Annotated in this window: 16 protein-coding genes and 1 pseudogene; 6 read left to right on the forward strand and 11 right to left on the reverse strand. The window is 68.0% G+C overall.

All coding sequences use genetic code 11. The features are described from left to right. On the reverse strand, positions 1-3175 hold a 3175-nt coding region (locus HOV91_RS22915), incomplete at its 3' end, for a non-ribosomal peptide synthetase (protein WP_174187479.1). 477 nt (positions 3176-3652) lie between these two features. Here HOV91_RS22915 and HOV91_RS22920 point away from each other — a divergent pair. The 3 genes from HOV91_RS22920 (at position 3653) to HOV91_RS22930 (ending at position 5681) form a co-directional block, all read left to right on the forward strand. Beyond that, a complete protein-coding gene (locus HOV91_RS22920; RefSeq protein ID WP_174187480.1) occupies positions 3653-3820 on the forward strand; it encodes a DUF4236 domain-containing protein in 168 nt (55 codons plus the stop codon). A 371-nt stretch (positions 3821-4191) separates the two neighbouring features. Next, positions 4192-4851 carry a TetR/AcrR family transcriptional regulator gene (locus tag HOV91_RS22925; RefSeq protein ID WP_174187481.1) on the forward strand — a complete coding sequence of 220 codons (660 nt, stop codon included), beginning with the start codon at positions 4192-4194 and terminating at the stop codon, positions 4849-4851. 11 nt (positions 4852-4862) lie between these two features. After that, positions 4863-5681, forward strand: coding sequence for a mycofactocin-coupled SDR family oxidoreductase (locus HOV91_RS22930; protein ID WP_174187482.1), 819 nt, complete (start codon positions 4863-4865; stop codon positions 5679-5681). Positions 5682-5813: 132 nt separating this feature from the next. On the opposite strand, the gene HOV91_RS22935 is transcribed toward HOV91_RS22930, so the two are convergent. The 7 genes and pseudogenes from HOV91_RS22935 to HOV91_RS22960 form a co-directional block, all read right to left on the reverse strand. Further along, complete coding sequence (locus HOV91_RS22935; RefSeq protein ID WP_217441036.1) at positions 5814-6881, reverse strand: ABC transporter permease; 1068 nt, start codon at positions 6879-6881, stop codon at positions 5814-5816. Positions 6882-6905: 24 nt separating this feature from the next. Then, entirely contained in the window at positions 6906-7841 is a 936-nt protein-coding gene (locus HOV91_RS22940; RefSeq protein WP_174187483.1) for an RNA polymerase sigma-70 factor, read from the reverse strand. Between the two features lie 149 nt (positions 7842-7990). Then, positions 7991-9181, reverse strand: coding sequence for an NAD(P)/FAD-dependent oxidoreductase (locus HOV91_RS22945; protein WP_174187484.1), 1191 nt, complete (start codon positions 9179-9181; stop codon positions 7991-7993). Positions 9182-9288: 107 nt separating this feature from the next. Beyond that, positions 9289-9567, reverse strand: a complete 279-nt coding sequence (locus HOV91_RS22950) for a hypothetical protein (RefSeq protein ID WP_174187485.1) — start codon at positions 9565-9567, stop codon at positions 9289-9291. Between the two features lie 61 nt (positions 9568-9628). Continuing rightward, positions 9629-9796, reverse strand: a pseudogene (locus HOV91_RS41115) (three-helix bundle dimerization domain-containing protein); the annotation flags it as partial. 306 nt (positions 9797-10102) lie between these two features. Further along, positions 10103-11080, reverse strand: a complete 978-nt coding sequence (locus HOV91_RS22955) for an NAD-dependent epimerase/dehydratase family protein (protein ID WP_174187486.1) — start codon at positions 11078-11080, stop codon at positions 10103-10105. 38 nt (positions 11081-11118) lie between these two features. Then, positions 11119-11265 (reverse strand): hypothetical protein, encoded by a 147-nt coding sequence (locus HOV91_RS22960; RefSeq protein WP_174187487.1) that lies wholly within the window; start codon positions 11263-11265, stop codon positions 11119-11121. Between the two features lie 565 nt (positions 11266-11830). Here HOV91_RS22960 and HOV91_RS22965 point away from each other — a divergent pair. From HOV91_RS22965 to HOV91_RS22975, 3 genes are all read left to right on the forward strand, one after another. Next, positions 11831-13165, forward strand: a complete 1335-nt coding sequence (locus tag HOV91_RS22965) for a lipase family protein (protein ID WP_174187488.1) — start codon at positions 11831-11833, stop codon at positions 13163-13165. 186 nt (positions 13166-13351) lie between these two features. Continuing rightward, entirely contained in the window at positions 13352-14947 is a 1596-nt protein-coding gene (locus HOV91_RS22970) for a GMC oxidoreductase (RefSeq protein WP_174187489.1), read from the forward strand. 213 nt (positions 14948-15160) lie between these two features. Continuing rightward, a complete protein-coding gene (locus tag HOV91_RS22975) occupies positions 15161-16357 on the forward strand; it encodes a GDSL-type esterase/lipase family protein (RefSeq protein ID WP_312884738.1) in 1197 nt (398 codons plus the stop codon). A gap of 106 nt (positions 16358-16463) precedes the next feature. On the opposite strand, the gene HOV91_RS22980 is transcribed toward HOV91_RS22975, so the two are convergent. The 3 genes from HOV91_RS22980 to HOV91_RS22990 all read right to left on the reverse strand — a co-directional run bounded on the left by HOV91_RS22980 (position 16464) and on the right by HOV91_RS22990 (position 19185). After that, complete coding sequence (locus HOV91_RS22980; protein ID WP_174187491.1) at positions 16464-17294, reverse strand: LLM class F420-dependent oxidoreductase; 831 nt, start codon at positions 17292-17294, stop codon at positions 16464-16466. Between the two features lie 157 nt (positions 17295-17451). Then, entirely contained in the window at positions 17452-18066 is a 615-nt protein-coding gene (locus tag HOV91_RS22985) for a class I SAM-dependent methyltransferase (RefSeq protein ID WP_174187492.1), read from the reverse strand. A 33-nt stretch (positions 18067-18099) separates the two neighbouring features. Next, on the reverse strand, positions 18100-19185 hold the full coding sequence (locus HOV91_RS22990) for an aldo/keto reductase (RefSeq protein ID WP_174187493.1): 1086 nt from the start codon (positions 19183-19185) through the stop codon (positions 18100-18102). Positions 19186-19194: the final 9 nt, after the last annotated feature.

Below are 19194 nucleotides of genomic sequence, written 5' to 3' on the forward strand. Positions count from 1 at the left end.
CGCACAACCGCCGGGCGAACCCGGCGACCGTCGCCTCGTCAAACAGGTCGATGGAATAGGTGAACGCCGCCGAAATCCCCAACGGTGTCCGCTCATCCTCGTGCGGCACCATCGTCAGCTCGAGATCGAACTTCGCCACCGGCACGGTGAAGTCCAAAGGCGAGACCCGCAATCCGGGCAGCTCCAGCGTGGCCGGGGTGAAGTTGTGGAAACTCAGCATCGTCTGCACCACGGGGTGATACGCGCTCGAGCGCACCGGGTCCAGCACCTGCACCAGCCGTTCGAACGGCACATCAGCATGCGCGAACGCCTCAATGTCGCGGCTGCGCACCTGATCGAGCACCTCGGCGAAGCTGTCCCCGGGATCGACCTGGGTACGCAAGGCGAGGGTATTGACGAACATGCCGATCACACCATCCACCACCGCATCACCACGGCCCGCCACCGGCGTGCCCACGGTGATGTCACCGGTGTTGGACAACCGCGCCAGCAACACCGCGAACGCCGCGTGCGCGACCATGAACAACGTCGCCTCGAACCGCTGCGCCAACCCGTTCAGCGCCGAATGCACCCCCGCGTCGATCTTGAACTCGAGGCTGGCTCCGCGGCCGGAGAACACCGCGGGACGCGCCCGATCCGCAGGTAGATCCAACCGTTCCGGCACATCGGCCAGCCGCTGCCGCCAAAAGCCGATCTGACGGGCGAAAAGGGAGTTCTGATCGCTCTCCTCACCCAGCATCTCCCGCTGCCACAACGTGTAATCCGCGTACTGCACCGGCAGCGGCTCCCAGCTCGGAGCACTTCCGGCCGCCCTGGCCGAATACGCGGTCATCAAGTCACGGGCCAGCGGACCCATGGACGAACCATCCGCGGCGATGTGATGCACCACGGCCACGAGCACATGCTCGCTCTCGGCCGAACGCAGCAAACACAACCGCATCGGCGGCGCGACCGTCACATCGAAGCCCTCGGTCATCGCCGCCAGCAAGTGCTGCGGAATCTGGGCTTCGGTGATCTCTCGAACCTCGAGGTCCGGTACCGCCACCGGATCGGAGACCGGGTGCACACGCTGGCTTCCGGTGCCGTCGTGCTCCGGATAGCTGGTGCGCAGCACCTCGTGCCGTTCGATCAGATCCCGGATGGCGGCCCGCAGCGCGTCCACGTCCAGATGGCCGCTCAACCGCACCGCCAGCGGAATGTTGTCGACGGCGCTCGCCGGGTCGAACCGGTTGAGGAACCACATTCGTTGCTGCGCATAGGAGAGAGGCACCCGCTCCGGTCGCGTCATCGGCCGGGGCGCGGCAACCGCGATACCGTCGGGCTGCTCCAAGCGTTCGGCCAGCCTGGCCACCACCGAGTTCTCGAACAGCAGTGAGACCGGCACCCGCACACCCAGCGCCGTGGCGAGCCGGGCGGCGGCCTGCGCTGCCAGGAGCGAATTTCCGCCCAGTTCGAAGAAGTCGTCGTCCGCACCGACTCGGCCGGCATCCGCACCGCCTTGCGGCAGCAGCACGGCGGCGAAAGTGTCGGCGACCAATCGCTCGGTCGCCGAGACGGGTGCCTGGAACTTCCGGGCACTGAGCACCGGTCGCGGCAGTGCGGCGCGATCCAGTTTTCCGACCGGGGTGAGCGGTAGCTCGTCGAGCACCGTGATCGAGACCGGAATCATGTAGGGCGGGAGTGCTCGCGCGATGAACTCGGTGAGTTCGGCGGTATCGATGCTGATTCGGCCGCTGTCCGCATCCGTGGTGGACACGGCGCGGGGGAGCACGTACGCGGCGAGCGCTTGGACGCCGGACGGCAGCGTCACGCCGAGTGTGGCGGCGTAGTCGACGTCCGGGTGCGCGGTCAACGCGGCGTCGATCTCGGCCGGTTCGATTCGCAAGCCGCGGATCTTGACCTGGAAATCCACTCGTCCGTGATATTCGAGCATCCCCGCCGCGGTGCGCCGCACCAGGTCGCCCGTGCGATACATGCGCCCGCCCCCGCTCGCGGAGAAGGGACCGGCCACGAAACGTTCCGCGGTCAACCCCGGCCGTCGCAGATATCCCTCGGCCAGCGCCGGACCCGACAGGTACAGCTCGCCCACCACACCCGGCGGCACCAGCCGCAACCGCGCGTCTAGCACGTGCGCGCCCATACCGGGAACCGGCGTGCCGATATGCGACAGATCGTCCGCGGTGAGCGCCGCGGTGCCGGTCGCGACGATCGTGCTCTCGGTGGGGCCGTACAGGATGTAGAACGACCGGCCCGGCGCCCACCGAGCGGCCAGCTCCGCGCCCACCCGCTCGCCACCACACAGGATCGCCCGCAGCTCGTCCAGGCCTGCCGGGTCCAGCGACTCCAAGGCGGCGGGGGTGATGCACAGATGGGTCACCCGCTCGCGCCGCAGCAGGTCGGCCAGCTCCGCACCACCGAATACCGTGGGCGGCGCCACTACCAGCGTCGCACCGGCCGAGAACGCCAAGAGCATCTCGATCAACGAGAAATCGAAGCTCGGCGAACACAGATGCGTCACCCGCGACTGCCGGGTCACCCCCCGGACGGCGACCTCGTGCTGAACCAGACTCGCCAAACCGGCATGCGTGACCGCGACTCCCTTCGGTCTACCCGTCGACCCGGAGGTGTAGATCACATAGGCCACATGCTGTTCCGTCAGCGGGCGAAGCCGGTCCACGTAGGACACCGAATGCGCCGGCTCGGCAGCGATCCGTTCCCCATGTTCCGCGGAATCGAACTCGATCCACTCGATGGCACCGCTCGGCAGCCCTGCCCGATCCGCCCTGACGGTCAGGCCCAGCACGGCGCCGGAGTCCGCCAGCATGTGCTCGATCCGATCCGCCGGGTAACCGGGATCCACCGGCAGATAGGCGGCGCCGGTCTTCGCCACCGCCCATACGCCCAGCACCGACTCGACCGACCGCGTAACCGCCACCGCCACCACATCGCCCGGCCCCACCCCGAACCGGATCAGATAGCGCGCCAGCCGCGAAGAGGCTTCGTCGAGTTCCCGATAGGTCAGCGCGCGCTGATCGCCCGGATCTCCGGTCGGGTTGAACCGGAGCGCCACCGCGTCGAAGGCCGTGTCGACCGCCGCGGTGAGCAACTGGGGAAAAAGGGGATTACGTGATCGGGAATGGTGGACGCGACGTGCGGAACGACGTGTGGCGGTCATGCGCTAGCGGATCACTCTCTAGGTCGAACACTCCCACCCTGGCAATCGAGCCGGAAGCCAGTGCGTCGATGCATGACCTTGCCGCCAGAGCGTGCTGTCGGACATTAGCGAACGACGAGCGAATAGACTCGCCGCCAGTGGGAAGCGTCCGGAGCGAGCTGATACCGCCCGAACCGCACCACGATCGGATCGGGCGAGCCGCGCGTCGGGTCATGGGTGGAGCAGGGCTTTGATAGCGCGGCGTTCGTCCATCGCCCGGTAGCCTTCAGCGACCTCGGCCAACGGCAGTTGTCTGCGAATTGCGCTGCGGGGAACGGGTATCGACGTAGGGGGAGAGGTGGGGTCGGCGATCCGGCACCGGCTCGGCGAGTGGGGGTTGCAGAAGCCGATGGTGGGTATTCAGTCGCCTGACGAGTAAAAGTCATGCGGGATAACCTGATCGGTTGTCCCCGGGGATGCGAGTCAGGGAGGCTGCTCATGCCTATCAGATACCGTCAGCGTAAATCCTTCGGGCCGCTGAAGTTCAATTTCACCCAGTCGGGTCTGTCTTCGTGGGGTATCAAGATCGGCCCCTGGTCGTGGAACTCCCGCAGCAAGAAGAACAGTGTCGACCTGCCGGGACCGATGAGCTGGCGTCAGCGCTGAGCGGGTCGGCGTCCAGCTACTGGATCTCGTAGTCCGAACACCACATCGCCCTGCTGTCAGGATCGTTGGAGATCCGTCGACACGGACCGTGTGTGGGAAGCGGCTGCGGACGCCTACCCCGTGGGTGATATCGATGGAGGCCGAGCGACCTTTGGTTCGCTCGGCCTCCGTCCTCTTTCGGGTACAGGGACGCCCGGCCGGGTGCGGTGTGGTCGGTAGCGATCTTTTACGGTCAAAAGTATGCACATACACGGATATGCGCATTCAACTATGTTGCGGCCTGAGAGTCACTGTCTCGGATCGCGGCGCCGCTCGAATCCTCGACAAATTACGCCACCTGACTTAATCTCGCGGCGGAGGAACGGAGCGAGATGGCGCGGCACAGCGACGCGGCCCGGCGGGCCCTGATGGACGCGGCGGAGGAACTGTACGGCCGGTACGGCATCGACCAGGTCTCCAGCCGACGGATCGCCGAACACGCGGGCAATGCCAACCACTCCGCGGTGGCCTACCACTTCGGCGACCGGGACGGGCTGATCGGCGCCATGCTGGACCGATACACCGAGCAGTCCGAGTTGCTGCGGGCCGACATGCTGGCCGCGCTCGAACCCGAGCCCACGCTGGTGGATCTGCTGCGTTGCCTGATCGTCCCAGCCGTCCGCAGCCTCGCCGACCGGGCCGCGCCCTCGTGGCGGGCACGCTTCGTCAACCAGGTGCGCGCGACACCGTCGACGGCGGTGCTGCTGGAGCGGCCGATCGGCGGGCGCGCGGCCACCGACACGATCATGGCCGCGACCCGGGAACGGTTGCGCGGCATCGACCAGCAGGTGCTGGACGGCCGCGGCTGGATCCTCACCCGGATGGTGTTCGAGGTCTGTGCCGCCTACGAAGCGGAGGTCGCGGCGGGGCAGCGGGAGTCCGACTGGGCCGCGTTGGGCTGTTTCCTCACCGATGCGGCGGCCGGGATGCTCGCCGCGCCGGTCACCGTCTCCCACGGGTTCGCCCCGGACCCGTCGCTCATTCGCATCTGAGAGGATTCACCATGACAGGACGTGTAGCAGGCAAGGTAGCGCTGATCACCGGCGCGGCGCGCGGTCAGGGTCGCGCGCACGCGGTGCGGCTGGCCCGGGAAGGCGCCGACATCGTCGCGATCGATCTGGCCGGACCGCTGCCCGGTGTGCCCTACGACTCGCCCACCCCGGACGACCTGGACGAGACCGTGCGGCAGGTGAAGGAGGCGGGCGGCCGGATCGTCGCCGCCATCGCCGACGTCCGCGATATCGACGCCATGAGGTCGGCCACCGACGCCGCTGTCGCCGACCTGGGCAGGCTCGACATCGTGATTGCCAACGCGGGCATCTGTATCCCCGCCGCATGGGACAAGATCACCCCGCAGGCGTTCCGGGACACCATCGACACCAATGTGATCGGAGTCTGGAACACCGTCATGGTCACCGCGCCGCACTTGATCGCGGGTGGGCGCGGCGGCTCGATCGTGCTCACCAGTTCCTATGCGGGGGTGAAGATGCAGCCGTTCATGGTGCACTACACCGCCAGCAAGCACGCGGTGACCGGGATGGCGCGGGCTTTCGCCGCCGAACTCGGCAAGTACGAGATCCGGGTCAACAGCATCCATCCCGGCGGCGTGCACACGCCCATGGGTTCGGGCGACATGCAGTCCGCGCTCGCCGCGGCGGGCGAGACCAACCCGCTGCTCAACGGGATGGGCACGCCTTTCCTGCCGCGCTGGGCGGCGACCGCGGAGGAGATCGCCGATGCGGTGCTCTTCCTGGTCGGCGACGAATCGAAGTACATCACCGCGGTGCCGCTTTCCATCGACGGCGGGGCCGCGCACTTCTGACGCAAATCCCCGGCAGGACGCGCGTCAGACCTGGGCAGATCCAGACGCGCGGACATCGGTAGACGAATCTGAGCGCTCTGATCCGTTCGGTATCGCTCGCGGGCGGGGTGTCGTCGCGCAGTGGACTGATGACTACGACGTCAGCCTCTGTGGGTCGTTGACGTCGTACCCGCCGGTGGTCCGAGTACTCCTCGGCAGTCCCGCCGTGATGGTGGCGGTCCGTCGCGCGCGCAGGCCGCCTAACAGGCACAGTACGACACCGAACAGGAACCAGGCCACCAGGACGGTGACGGGATGGGTGGCTCCGTGGCCGTCGAAGAAGGCGGTGGAGCGCAGCAATTGACCACCTGCCCCGGGAGGCAGCAATTGGCCGAGCCCGCCGGACCAGCCGGGCAGCATCTCGGGTGCGGTCGCCGTCCCCGAGAGGGGGTTGCCGATGAGCATCATGGTGACGGCGCCGATTCCGATGCCGAGGTATCCGAGCAGGGATTCCAGCCCGAGGACGGTCAGGGAGGTGGCCGCGATGGTCAGCGCGACGGCTCCGGTGTTCGCGGCGTAGGGACCGCTCAGTGAGCCGAGCCAGAACTGCAGGATCGCTGTCACGGCCGCACCGCCGGTTGCCGCGAAGGCGAGCGCCCCGGTGACCCGGCGTGCGGTGCCGCGAACGCGTCCGGTCAGCAGCACGGCGGCCAGCAGACCGCCCATGACCAGCGGCAGGGCGCCTGCGGCCAACCCGGCGCCGCGCGGGTCGTCGGCGGGCAGCGCGGCGAGGTCGCGGACAGCGACCGGCGGACCGGACTTGCCTGCCTGGCCGAGGCCGTTCGCCGTGGCCTGCAGGGTCTGGGCGACCGCGGTGCTTGCGGCGGAGGCGATGACGACTTGCGGGGAGCCGGAGCTGACATCGATCGCTCCGTAGACTCGCCGGTCGCGGATGAGTTGTTCAGCGGCCGCGGTGTCGGAGACCTCGGTGATCTCGAAGCCACCGGGCAGACGTTGGTCGAGGGCGCTGCGGACCTGCGCGACCGCGGTGGCCGGCCCGGCGACCGCGATCGGCACATCGTGTACCGACGACCGCGCCGACGGCCAGGCGAAAGCGGTGAGCAATACGCTGGTGATCGCTGTGAGCAGGACGACTGCTCCGGCCACCGTCGGCCATCGGGACGGACCGGTATCGGTGGCGAGCGGTGCCCGCAGGGTCATGTCTACTCCTCGAACGGTGGGTGTTCATCGCAGGGCGAGTGGGGTCTCGGACTCGATGTGGGTGAGCTTCTGCGGGTTGCGGACGTAGTAGAGACCGGTGATGTGGGTGTCCTCGACGCGGATCGCGATGACGCCGTCGAGTTGCCCGTCCACGTGCAGAGCCAGTGCGGGGCTGCCGTTGACCGTGGTCGCCTCGACGGTGAGCGGGACGTCGTTCTTGGTGAGGCCGCCGACGATGAAGCGGGCCACCTTGCCTGCGCCGGTGACCGGACGCGGTGTGGCCTGTTTGATGCCGCCTCCGTCGCTGATCGCCACGACGTCGGGAGCGAGTACGTCGAGCAGGCCCTGCAGGTCCCGGGTCTCGAGTGCGCGCCGGAACGCCTCGGCAGCCGCCTCGGCCTGGCGCGCGGTGACCGAGCGGCGCGGCCTGCGGGCTTCGACGCGGCGGCGGGCGCGGTGGGCGATCTGGTACACGGCGGCGGGTGTCTTGTCGATCGCGGCCGCGATCTCGTCGTAGCCCACGCCGAATGCTTCGCGGAGCACGAACACCGCCCGCTCGGTCGGCGTCAACGTCTCGAGCACGAGCATCAACGCCATCGAGACGCTCTCGGCGAGTTCCACGTCGGCGGCGACATCCGGAGTGGTGAGCAGCGGCTCCGGTAGCCAGGAGCCGACGTAAGCTTCCCTGCGGCGCTTCATCGAACGCATCCGATTGAGCGCCTGGCGGGCAGTGATCCGAACCAAGTAGGCGCGCGGGTCGTCGACGTGGGCCGCGTCGACCGCGACCCAGCGCAACCAGGTCTCCTGCAGGACGTCGTCGGCGTCGGCCCCCGATCCGAGCATCTCGTAGGCGACGGTGAAGAGCAGATTGCGGTGGGCAACAAAGGTATTCGTCGCCTCGACAGTCGCGTTGTCGCCGCCTGCCTGTCGCTGCCCACCAGGTTCGCTTGTTCGGTCCATGGAGTCCTCTTCCGTCTCTTCTCGATAGCCGTTCGATCCGGCCCGGCGTCGCCGAGCGACCCGCGCGCGGCAGCCTCCCGATCAGGGCCGCTGCCGCGCATCGGGCAGCCGGAGTCGCCGGTATCCGGGCGCGACGACAGGTCGGTGTCCTACGCGACCGATGCCGCCGCGCTGCCGTGCCGGGCCTGCAGCAGAGCGGGCCTGTGCTTGCCGTCCTTGGGCCAGGAGTGCGAGCCGGGCTTGCGCGCTTCGTTCACCAGGTGTCGAACACTGAAGGCGCAGGACATTTCCTTGAGTTTCTTACCCACGGGCCCGCTGAAGTAGAGCCGCATCGCGGTGTCGTCCTTGTGGGCGAGCTGGAAGATGCCGGTGCGGCGGCCGAAGCTGATGCACATCGCGGGGAACGACAGGTCGATCGGCGCGGGCCGGTCACCCGCGATCCGGTTCAGCACGGTATCGGCGGCATGGGCGCCCAGGCATCCCGCAGCGTAGGCGCTCATCCGGAACGGCAGATCCGACGGTGCCGCCGAATCGCCTGCCGCGATGATGCGCTCGTCGTCGACGCTGGTCAGTGTCTCGTCGGTGCGCAGGCGACCGGCGGTATCGGTGTTCAGTCCGCTGCGGGCGGCCAGATCGGGCACACCGAATCCCGCGGTCCAGATGGTGACCTGACTCGGCAACGTGCGGCCGTCGTCGAGTTCCACGGCTTCCTGGGTCACCGCGGCGACCGACGCGCCGGGGCCTTCCAGCACGTCGACTCCCAGCTTCGCGAGGTATTTGCGGGCTGTGCCTCGAGCCCTGGGGTGCAGGTACGGGCCGAGGACACGTCCACAGACCAGCGTGACGGCGCGACCTTGCTCGGCCAGTTCCGCGGCGGTCTCGATGCCGGTGGGACCGCCGCCGACGACCGTCACCGCGGCTGTCACGGGCGTGTCGAAGAGCAGCGACCGCAGCCGCTGCGCCGCCTCCAGAGTGGCGACGGGGTAGGCGAACTCGGCCGCGCCCGGCACCTGGGCGCCGGCGCTGCCGCTGCCCACCGCGTAGATCAGGTAGTCGTAGTTGATACTGCCGCTCTCCGCCAGCGTCACACTGCGCCCGGCCGCGTCGATCCGCGTCGCGCTGTCGACGACCAGCCGGACGCCGTCGGCCAGGACTTCCGCGTAGTCGACGACCGCATCGTGGGTCCCGCCGACGAGCTGGTGCAGACGCAGCCGCGGGACGAAGAGCGCTCGCGGATTGATCACCGTCACCGCTACGTCGTCGCGCTGCGTCAGTCGATTGGCGGCCATCACTCCGGCGTATCCGCCGCCGAGCACGACCACGTCGGTCTTCTTGCTCATGGTGTCTCCTTCTCCGAGGGGGTCGTACACAAGACACCGGGAGAGCGAAGATACTGACATCGTGTGAGGCAGGTCACTCGGACGACGCCGCGGTTACCCGTTTCGGCTCAGCCAGGCGCGGGCACCGGATCGTTTCCGCTCAGGCTCGGCGACCGGTGGGCGAGTTCCCTGCGGGGGAGTGAGCCATCGGGCGCGACGCCGGGGAACCGGTGGCGTAGCTGAGTGATGCAGCGGAGCACTTCGTGCAGTTCGGTTCGGAGCCTGCGCAACTCGGTGGCGCGCTCGGCCGGGCTCGAGGACCCGGCGCGCGTCATGGCCTCGATGAAGGAGTCCAGCTCGTCCGCCTCCGCGACGAGCAGGGTCGACGAACACTTCCGCTTGGGCACGGTCCGCTTGGTTCTGCACGGTCGGCTCAGCCCAGCCCGAGGTCTCGGAGAGTTCTCTCCCCGCGCGGAGTTCCACCAGTAGTGGCACGAATTCGCGTACGGACGCGCGTCCGAAGCTTTCATGGGTTCTTCGCACGACCAATGCCACGGCCTCGGGGGGAACCTCCGGGTGGCACTGCACGAGTCGTCGGACGACATATCTGATCTGGCTGGCCTCGTCGTTCTGCATGCTCAGTCCCTGTTGGGGGCCGTACACGCAGAGCGCGACGACCACGCGTTGTGAGAATTGGGCCGAAACACCACGGCGGCGCGGGAACTTCTCGCGGTTCTGCCCCGCCGTTACGCGAGACTTCCCGGTAGCGCCCTTCGAACGGGACTTCACAGCGGACCGGCCGCGGCGCGACTACCAGGAGCGTCACGCGATCAATGTACCGTTGTATGACGGTACGATCAATGGCGGCAAGGAAATTCGGTGATCTCGCCGCCCGCGGAACAGGTCCGGCCGCAACGGCTCGTCGGGTCTGAATCTACCGGCTCAGCGGGCGGCGGCGAGTGCCGCGAGCGTCTCGGCGGAGGTATGGCCCGGCTTCCAGCCGAGGTCCCGTTTCGCGCGGCTGGTGTCCATGACGACGGGGGTGCGGACGATGTGCAGCCATTCGAGGGTGGCGGGCACGAACGGGAGGCGGGCGAGCGCAGCGGATGCGGCGGTGGCGGCGACCGCAGGCACGCGCACCGGCCTGCCGCCCAGCGCGGTTACCACCTCGGAGAGTGTGAGGGTGCCGTCACCGGCGATGTTGTAGGCACCGGGCGGCGCGTCCGCGGTGGCGGCCAGGGCGATGGCGGCGGCCACGTCGTCGTGGTGGACGAGTTGCAGCGGATGGCCTGGATCGGGGATCACCGGCTTGAACAAGGCATTCGACCGGGCCAGGGTGCGCAGCGGGCCGGGGAGTTTCTCCCACGGCAGGTCATGCAGGGCCGGTGCCTTCGGGCCGGCCACGATGCACGGCCGCAGTACGAATATCTCGAGGTCGGACCCAGCGGTGATCTCGGCGAGCGCCGCCTCGCACGCGGCCTTCTGCTCGGAGTAGTAATGCTCGGGCGAGCCTTGCGGCGGCACGTCCTCGGTAATGGGGGACGGGTTGCCCGGGTGGTAGCCGTAGGCCGCGACCGATGAGGTGTAGACGAGGCGGCGGACCCGCTCGGCGGCCACCGTCGCCTCGAAGACGTTGCGGGTGCCCGCGAGATTCACCCGCGCGCTCTCCTCGCGCGAGCCCATGATCACGAATGCCAGGTGGATCACCACGTCGGCATCGGCGACCAAGGCGTCCACGGCGGCTCGGTCGAGGATGTCGCCGCGCCGGTACTCGGTCTTCGTCCAGCCGTGTGCGGCGGGGTCGAACGGGCGGCGGGCCATTCCGACGATCCGGTCGACCGCCGGGTCGTTTTCGAGCGCGGTAACGGTGGAGATGCCGATCTCGCCGGTCGGCCCGGTGACGGCGACGGTGATACCCATGCGGCCGGAATGCCCCGGCCGCCGTGGGCGAAACGTGCTCAGTCGGGCGGTTCGACGGCGCCCGCCTCCTGGTTCACGTCCTCGTTCTCCGGGGTTTCGCGGGTTTCGAGATCCAGGTCGTCGGGGTGGGAAGTGTCGGTCTGGTCGCCCAATTCGGGTGCGTTCTGGTTTCCGGGTTCGGTCACGTTCGTGGCCTACCCATCGGCGTCTTCTTCACACGGGGGCCGCGCGTTACCTGTGTGCCGCACACCGTCGCGCGTCCGGAAGGGTCGCCGACGGTACCGGTATCGGCAAGGCCGAGGCGCGCGAGCGGCAATGGCGCGCATCAGGGCAGCTCGCCTAGGTGAAGTCGTTACTCGATTCGCCACCGCGGCACGGAGTTTCGAGTGCATATTTTCATCCGCCGATGACGAATGGCGAGCGAGCCGTCCACCCGCACCGTCAGCTCCCACTGGCCTTACCGAGCAGCGCCTACGGGACGTCCGTGCCGGGGCGAGACACGGGGCTCGGCGCCTGGTCGCCGAGCCCGGTGGTCCTGCCGACCTGCGATCCCGAGCGAGTGCCTTCTCGAACCCGATTGCGTCGTGCGGCGGAATTTCGACGCGGGAAATAGGCAGCGCGTGATTCCAACTTCCGGGTAACCATGTTACCGTTCCGTAAGTTGCATGCTGTGACGCATTTCATGTCGAACAGCTATTGCGACGTAGGACACTCGGCAATGGTGCTGGGTGGTGTACATGGAGAGTCTGGATGCTTCAGCAGGATGGGCGCCGTTCACGTCCGAGGTGGCGGCGTTGGGCCGTTCCGGCGGCGGTGGCCGTTGTCTGTGTCACCGCGGTGGCCGTGGTGGGCACGGATACGCAAGAGGCGGCGGCCGCGCCGGTGAGTGATTTCTATGTTCCGCCCGCGCAGATTCCGTCGGAGCGGGGTGCGATCGTCAAGACGGCGCCGATGAGTCTGTTTGCGACGGTGCCGACGGACAAGGGGTGGCCGGGTAAGGCGCAGCATGTCATGTACACCTCGCGGTTGCAGGACGGGTCGCCGGTGGCGGTGTCGGGGACGTTCATCGATGCGACCGGTCCGTGGCAGGGGCCGGGTCCGCGTCCGACGGTGGTCATCGCCCCGGGTACTTCGGGCCAGGGTGATCGCTGCGCGATGTCGGTGGCATTCTCCACCGGAATCACGGTCTTCACCGACCCTTCGCCGGGGTTGTCGGCGAATCAGGAACTGCCTGCCTCGGCGGTGTGGAGTGGGCTGGGCGCTCGGGTTCTGGTGACCGACTACATCGGGCTGGGCACGCCGGGTATTCATACCTACGCCAACCGGATCGAGGCCGCACACGCGGTGCTCGACGGCGCCCGCGCCGCCAATACTCTCGCCGGGGTCGGTCCCGACACCCCGTTGGTGTTGTGGGGCTACTCCCAGGGCGGTGGCGCCACCGCGGCCGCGGCGGAGATGCAGCCGGAATATGCCCCCGAACTCAACCTCAAAGGCACCTGGGCCGGCGGTCCGGTGGCGGATCTGGCCGCGATTCTGGAACGCATCGACGGCTCCCTCATCAGCGGCGCGATCGGCTTCGCGATCAACGGGTTGCTCGCGCGCTATCCGGACCTGCACAAGGCGGTCGATCGGGTGACGAGTCCGGCGGGGCGCGCCGTGCTGGAGACGCTGAGCGATGAGTGCATCGGTGACATCATCGTCCGCCATCCCTTCCTGAAGACCGGTTCGCTGACCAACGACGGCCGATCGTTGACCGAGCATCTGGCGGCGATTCCCGAAGCGGGGCCTGTGCTGGCGGAACTGCGTATCGGTAATCGCACTCCGGCGACGCCGGTGTTGATCACCAGCGGGTTGAACGACGACACCGTTCCTTACGGTCAGGCGCGTCGGCTCGCGGAGGACTGGTGCGCGAAAGGCGCCACGGTGACGTTCCGGACCAACGACCTGCCGCCGATCTTGCCGGGCACCACCATTCCGAACCATTTCGGTCCGGAGATGATCGACGGTTTCGGCCCGGACAACGCGATCGTCTACCTGCTCGATCGCCTCGCGGACAAACCCGTCACCGGCTGCACCATCGACTGACCGCCTTCGCGCCGAAGTCGAATCGGCGCGTCCCCAGGTCTACGACCAACCGAGTCGACCTTGCCTGGCTTGCGGCGGAGATTGCCGGGCCACGCGCACACCCTCCTTGATCCGGGCTGTCGAAAATCCGGCTCGCACGGCGCTCAGGACTTGGTTCGACACGCATTCACCACCGAAGGAATCTCGATGACAGCAATCTCGCGCCGGTCACTGCTGACCGGTGTCGCCGCCACCGGCGCCGCGGCCTTGGCCGCCCGCACGCTAGGCGCTCCCGCCCCGGCCGCCGCACAGGTGAACAACATCGCCACGACCTACGAGGAGCACCGCGTGGTGGTGGTCGGCTCCGGTTTCGGTGGCGGAGTCAGTGCCCTGCGCCTGGCGCAAGCGGGTGTACCCGTGACCGTACTCGAGCGCGGTATGCGCTGGAGCACCGGACCGAATGCCGAAACGTTCCCGCGCGCTTCGTCACCGGACAAACGACTGCTGTGGTATCGGTCCAGCCCGAACGTTTTCGGGCGACCGATGGTGTTCGAGCCTTACACCGGCCTGGTCGAAGCGGTGCCGGGGGTGAACATGACCGCCCTGTGCGCGGCGGGCGTGGGTGGCGGTTCCCTTGTCTACCAGGGGATGTCGCTGCAACCCACGCAGGAGGTGTTCGACACCCACTTCCCGCAGGAACTGGACTGGGCGCTGATGAACCGGGTCCACTACCCGCGGGTGGCCCGGATGCTGGGCTTGGCCGAGGCCCCCGACGAGCTGATCGCCAGCGAGAACTACCGAGCGGCCCGAGTATTCGCCGACCGTGTCCGGCGGGCCGGGATGCCGTTGTCGAAGATCCCGATGCCCATCGACTGGGATTTCGCGCTGGCCGAGTTGCGCGGGGAGATGAAGCCGTCCTACACCAACGGGGACGGCGCGATGGGCGTCAACAACGGCGGCAAGCATTCGGTCGATGTCACGTATATCGCCGCCGCCGAGGCCACCGGCTTGGTGCGAGTGCAAACCCTGCACGAGGTCACCGACGTCGAACGCGCATCCGACGGCCGGTGGATCGTGCATGTGCGGCGCTTGGATACCACCGGCGCGGTGGTCGAGAACAAGGTCATCACCACCGGTGCGTTGATCATGGCGGCGGGCAGTCTCAACACCACCCGGCTGCTGATGCGCGCGGGCGCCAAGGGGCTCATCCGCGATCTGCCCGACGGGCTCGGCCGGGGCTGGGGCACCAACGCGGACCGCATCTATGTCTGGACCGATCCCTCGGCCGAGTTCGGTGCGCCCCAAGGCGGACCGGTGGTCTTCGGCAGCAAGAACTGGGACGATCCGCACGCCGCCCACACCGTGATCCAGGCATCCATCCCGCCGCTGTCGCTGGACCCGCGCAGCACGATGATGGTCGGATTCGGCGTCAGCGCGGGACGTGGCGCGTTCAGCTACGACTCGGCACGCGACGACGCGATCCTGCATTGGCCCACCGATGGCGACAGCTACATCCAGGACAATCACATCGCTCCTGCCATGCACCGGATCGCAGGACCGGACGGCATGCTGATCGATACCAACGCCTTGTTCCCCTCGACCTGGCATCCCCTGGGAGGGGCGTGTATGGGCGATGTCTGCGACCTGGACGGCCGCGTCCACGACCAACCGGGGCTCTATGTCCTCGACGGTGCGCTGATGCCGGGCAACACCGCGGCGTGCAACCCGTCGATGACCATTGCCGCGGTCGCCGAACGCGCACTGGACAACATCGTCGCCCGCGACATCGGCAGCCGGATCTGAGTCCGAGTTTCCGTCCATGGAGAGGTGAAGATCGTGCGACCTTTTGCGGCGACTCCCGCGAGTCCGGTCGAAGCTGTCCCCGGTGCGCGAAACCGGCGGCGTGCCCGTCATTGCGGGGCAGTGTTGGGCGCTGTCGTCCTGCTCGCGGCCCGCGCCGCCGCGGGAGATCCTGCGGTGGGTCGGGCGGCGCCTTCCGGGTGCGGCGAGCATTTCGTGGCGTCGTGGACGGCCAGCCCCACCGATTCGGTGACCCCGCTCGACGCGGCCGGAGGGCCGATTCCACTCGCGGTCCAGGATCAGAGTTTCCGGATGGTCGTCACTCCGCATCTGGGTGGCTCGCGACTGCGTGTGCATCTGACCAACCGGTTCGGGCTGACGCCGGTCACATTCGAACGGGTGAGCATTGCCGACCAGTTGTCGGGCGCGGCGGTGGCGAATGTGGCGCCGGTGCTGTTCGACGGGAAGACGGCGGTCACCTTGCCTCCCGGAGCCGATATCGTCAGCGATCCGGTGTCGTTCACTGTCGCGGCGTTCGCCCCGGTGGCGGTCAGTATCTATGTTCCCGATTCGGCTGGGCCGCCGACCAAGCACTGGAATGCCAACGCCACCTCGTTCTACTCTCCGGCCGGTAGCGGTGATCTCACCGCGCAGACAGGCGCCGACGGATTCAGCTCCACCACCGGTTCCTGGTTGTATGTCGCCGCTGTGGACGTGCTCGCCCCCGCACATACTCGTGCGGTGGTGGCGTTCGGTGACTCCATCACCGACGGCTTCGTGGGCGCCAACGCTTTGAGCGTGCCGGTCGACCGTGGAGCGGCCGACACCAACGGACGCTATCCCGACGTTCTGCAGCGTCGTCTGGACACCGCGGGCATTCCGATCTCCGTGGTCAACGCCGGGATCGGCAGCAACCGCGTGCTCACCAGCGGTGAGCCGCTGCTGCTCGGCCCCAGCGGGCTGTCGCGCTTCGAACGTGACGCGCTCGCTCAGTCCGGGGTCAGCGGGGTACTCGTGCAAGAAGGCATCAACGATCTCGGGTTGCCGCCGCCCGCCGAGGCCACCCGGATGATCGCCGGATACGAGCAACTCATCGCCGCGGCACACCGGCACGGCAAGAAGATCTGGCTGGGAACGCTGCTCCCCGCCTCCGACGCCGTTGTCGACGGTGTACTCCTGGCACCCCGCAGCGAGATCGACCGGCAGCAGATAAACGCCTGGATACGTACCCAGAACCTGGCCGACGGCGTCGTCGACTTCGACGCGGCCCTGCGCGATCCCGCCGACCCGTCCGTGCTGCGAGATGTGTATTCCAGCCCGGATCGCCTGCACCCGAGCCTCGCCGGCTATCGGGCGATGGCCGAGACCGTAGACCTCGCCCTGCTCGAGGACTCGCCTGCGCCCGCCTGCTGACGATCTCGCGGCCTCAGCCGTGGCCGGGGCGCGGTGTCGATGCGGAGCCCTCGTCTGCCCTCCGACGATTGTCGGAGGGTCCTGGCCGCGGCCTTCGCGCGGTGCTTCAGTCGGCCGCCGTCAGCAGCGGCGCCAGTTGGCGCAGCGGGCCGAGATAGTCCTCGCCCAACGCCTGCAGGGCGAGATGATCGGCTCCTGCCCTCAGATGCTCCACCAGTTGGCCGGTGACCTCGACGGGGCTGCCGTGCACGGCGAGCACATCGATGAGACGGTCACTGCCCGGTATGGTCACGTCTTCCTCGGAGAAGCCGAGCCGCCGGAGGTTCGAGACGTAGTTGCGCAGGCCGAGATACATCTTCACCATCTGCCTGCCGACCTCGCGGGCCCGCTGGGGATCGTCGTCGAGCACGAATTTCTGCTCCGCCACCAACAGCGCGGAGCCGAGGATCTGGCGCGCCTGCGCGGTGTGCTCCGGCGGGGTCAGATACGGCAGCGCGCCCGCGGTGCGCGTACGCGCAAGTTCGAGCACCTTCGGCCCGAGCGCGGCCAAGGCCATCCGGTCCTTGGGCACCCCGGCCGCGTCGAGTTCGTCGAGGTATCGCACCAGCGCGTCGTACGGTTTCTGGAAGGGCGCATTGACTTCCGGATGGCCCGCGCCGATTCCGAGCAGGAAACGACCGGGGAAGCGCTGCTCGATCCGGTGGAACGATTCGGCGACGGCGGGCGCCGGGGCGGTCCAGATATTCACGATGCTGGTGGCGACGATCAGCGTCTCCGTCGCCTCGAGCAACGATTCGGCCACCGGCAGGTCAGCGGGCGGCGACCCACCGAGCCACAATGCGCCGTAGCCGAGCTTCTCCAGTTCAGCGGCGTCATCGGGAGTGAACCCTAGATAGCCGCGCCATACTCCGAAGCGTCCGAGACCGTCGATCGCCATAGCGTCCGAGCCTTCCTGTTGCCGTTGCCTGTCCACTGCTCATTCAACCGTGCCAGTGCCAGTAGGCCGCAGCGGTGCAGCGGCACGCCCACTCGCAGCCATCGGAAGCCTGCCAGACTTTTTGGAGTGGAGTGATCGACACCCGGCGCAGTACTCGTCAGCTCGGCCGCGATGCCGTGACGAGTTGGAAGGCATCGCCGACCCGCTCGACGCGCGGTTGGTGAAAGCCCGCCGCCTCGAGCATCGCGACGAGTTCGGCGTCGGAGTGAAAGCGCACGCGCTTCGCCAACGGCGCGGGCATGGCCGAGCGCGGCGGCTCCGGTGCGACGGTGTGCAGGACGAGGCGCCCGCCCGGCGCGAGCACCCGATGCAGTTCGGTGAGCAGGGCTGGAACCGAGACGAAGAACAGCACGTTCATCGCGGTCGCACAGGTGAAGTGCCGGTCCGGCAAGGGCAACGATTCGGCCGCAGCTTCGATCACCTCGAGCCGGCCCTCGCGCACGGCGTCCGCGTTGGCCGTCTTCGTCAGCGTCACCATGTCGGCGCTGTGATCCACCGCGGTCATCCGGCAGCCGAGCGCGAGCGCCTGTGCGGCGAAGGTGCCGCCGCCGCAGCCGATTTCGAGCAAGTGATCATCCGGTGTGAGGTTCAGCGCCGCCAGCGTGTCGCGGAAGATCCCGTAGTGCGACTTCATGTCGCGCCACATCATGCGGGCCATCCGGCCCCGGGGCCTGCGCAGCAGGTGGTCGGTGAACAGGTCGAAGAGAGCCAAGACTGTTTCCTCGGTCGGTGTCGGTGATCGGTGTCAGGATCGGGGATGCGGGTCGATGCGCATGTCTCCGAAGACGCTCCGGCGCGCCATCGGGCTTGCGAGGACGTTGTGTGGATACCCCGCGGCGACGGCGGAGGCTTTCCGCAGGTACTCGAGCTGGTCGTCATCGAAGTGCACGGTCAGGGCGCCGAGATTGTCCTCGAGCTGGGGGAGGGTGCGTGCGCCGAGAACGGGCACGGTGACATCGGGCCGGCGCAGCGTCCAGGCGAGGGCTACCTGCGCCGGTGAACGACCGAGCTCCTCGGCGACACGGCGCACCGAATCGGCGAGGGCCAAGGATCGTTCGGTGAGCCCGTCACCGGCGAGGATCAGGTCCTTGCGGGAGGTCCCCACCGTCGGCCTGCGCGCGTCCGACGGCAGATCGGCCCGGGTGTACTTGCCGGTGAGAACCCCGCCCGCCAGTGGTGACCAGGCGACGACGCCGAGCCCGAGTTCCCGTGCCATGGGCAGCATGTCTTGCTCGGCGGTGCGCTCGGCGAGGTTGTATTCGAGCTGGACCGCGATGAGCGGCGTCCAGCCGCGCAGGTCGGCAATGGTCTGCATGCGTGCGATCTGCCAGGCGGGGGTGTTCGAGATGCCGACGTACAGGACTTTGCCCGTGCGCACCAGATCGTCCAGGCCGCGCAGGATCTCCTCCACCGGTGTCAGGTCGTCCCACAGGTGCAGGTAGAGCAGATCGAGATAGTCGGTGTTCAGGCGGCGCAGGCTGGCCTCGACCGAGGCGATCATGTTCTTGCGGTGGTTGCCGCCGGAGTTCGGGTCGGTGAGCCGTCGCAGCGCGCTGTACTTGGTCGCCAGGACGAGGGTGTCCCGGTCGGTGGCGGCGAACTCGCCGAGCCATTCCTCGGCGGTGCCGTTGGTGTAGTTGCCCGCGGTGTCGAGGAAGTTGCCGCCGCGTGTGACATACGCGTCGAAGATCCGCCGGGCCTCCTGCTTGTCCGCCCCCCACCCCCAGGCGGACCCGAAGGTCAAGGTGCCCAGAGCCATTGGTGACACACGCAGTCCGGACCGGCCGAGCAATCGGTAGTGGTCCAGCGCATTATTGAAAAGGAATGTCATTTGCGGTTA

Origin of the sequence: Nocardia barduliensis (genome assembly GCF_013315795.1) — a bacterium.
Lineage (GTDB): Bacteria > Actinomycetota > Actinomycetes > Mycobacteriales > Mycobacteriaceae > Nocardia > Nocardia barduliensis.

Coding starts and splice junctions, on each gene's coding strand:
- HOV91_RS22920 (WP_174187480.1), top strand. CDS start 3,653: ATGCCTATCAGATACCGTCAGCGTAAATCCTTCGGGCCGCTGAAGTTC.
- HOV91_RS22925 (WP_174187481.1), top strand. CDS start 4,192: ATGGCGCGGCACAGCGACGCGGCCCGGCGGGCCCTGATGGACGCGGCG.
- HOV91_RS22930 (WP_174187482.1), top strand. CDS start 4,863: ATGACAGGACGTGTAGCAGGCAAGGTAGCGCTGATCACCGGCGCGGCG.
- HOV91_RS22935 (WP_217441036.1), bottom strand. CDS start 6,881: ATGACCCTGCGGGCACCGCTCGCCACCGATACCGGTCCGTCCCGATGG.
- HOV91_RS22940 (WP_174187483.1), bottom strand. CDS start 7,841: ATGGACCGAACAAGCGAACCTGGTGGGCAGCGACAGGCAGGCGGCGAC.
- HOV91_RS22945 (WP_174187484.1), bottom strand. CDS start 9,181: ATGAGCAAGAAGACCGACGTGGTCGTGCTCGGCGGCGGATACGCCGGA.
- HOV91_RS22955 (WP_174187486.1), bottom strand. CDS start 11,080: ATGGGTATCACCGTCGCCGTCACCGGGCCGACCGGCGAGATCGGCATC.
- HOV91_RS22965 (WP_174187488.1), top strand. CDS start 11,831: ATGCTTCAGCAGGATGGGCGCCGTTCACGTCCGAGGTGGCGGCGTTGG.
- HOV91_RS22970 (WP_174187489.1), top strand. CDS start 13,352: ATGACAGCAATCTCGCGCCGGTCACTGCTGACCGGTGTCGCCGCCACC.
- HOV91_RS22980 (WP_174187491.1), bottom strand. CDS start 17,294: ATGGCGATCGACGGTCTCGGACGCTTCGGAGTATGGCGCGGCTATCTA.
- HOV91_RS22990 (WP_174187493.1), bottom strand. CDS start 19,185: ATGACATTCCTTTTCAATAATGCGCTGGACCACTACCGATTGCTCGGC.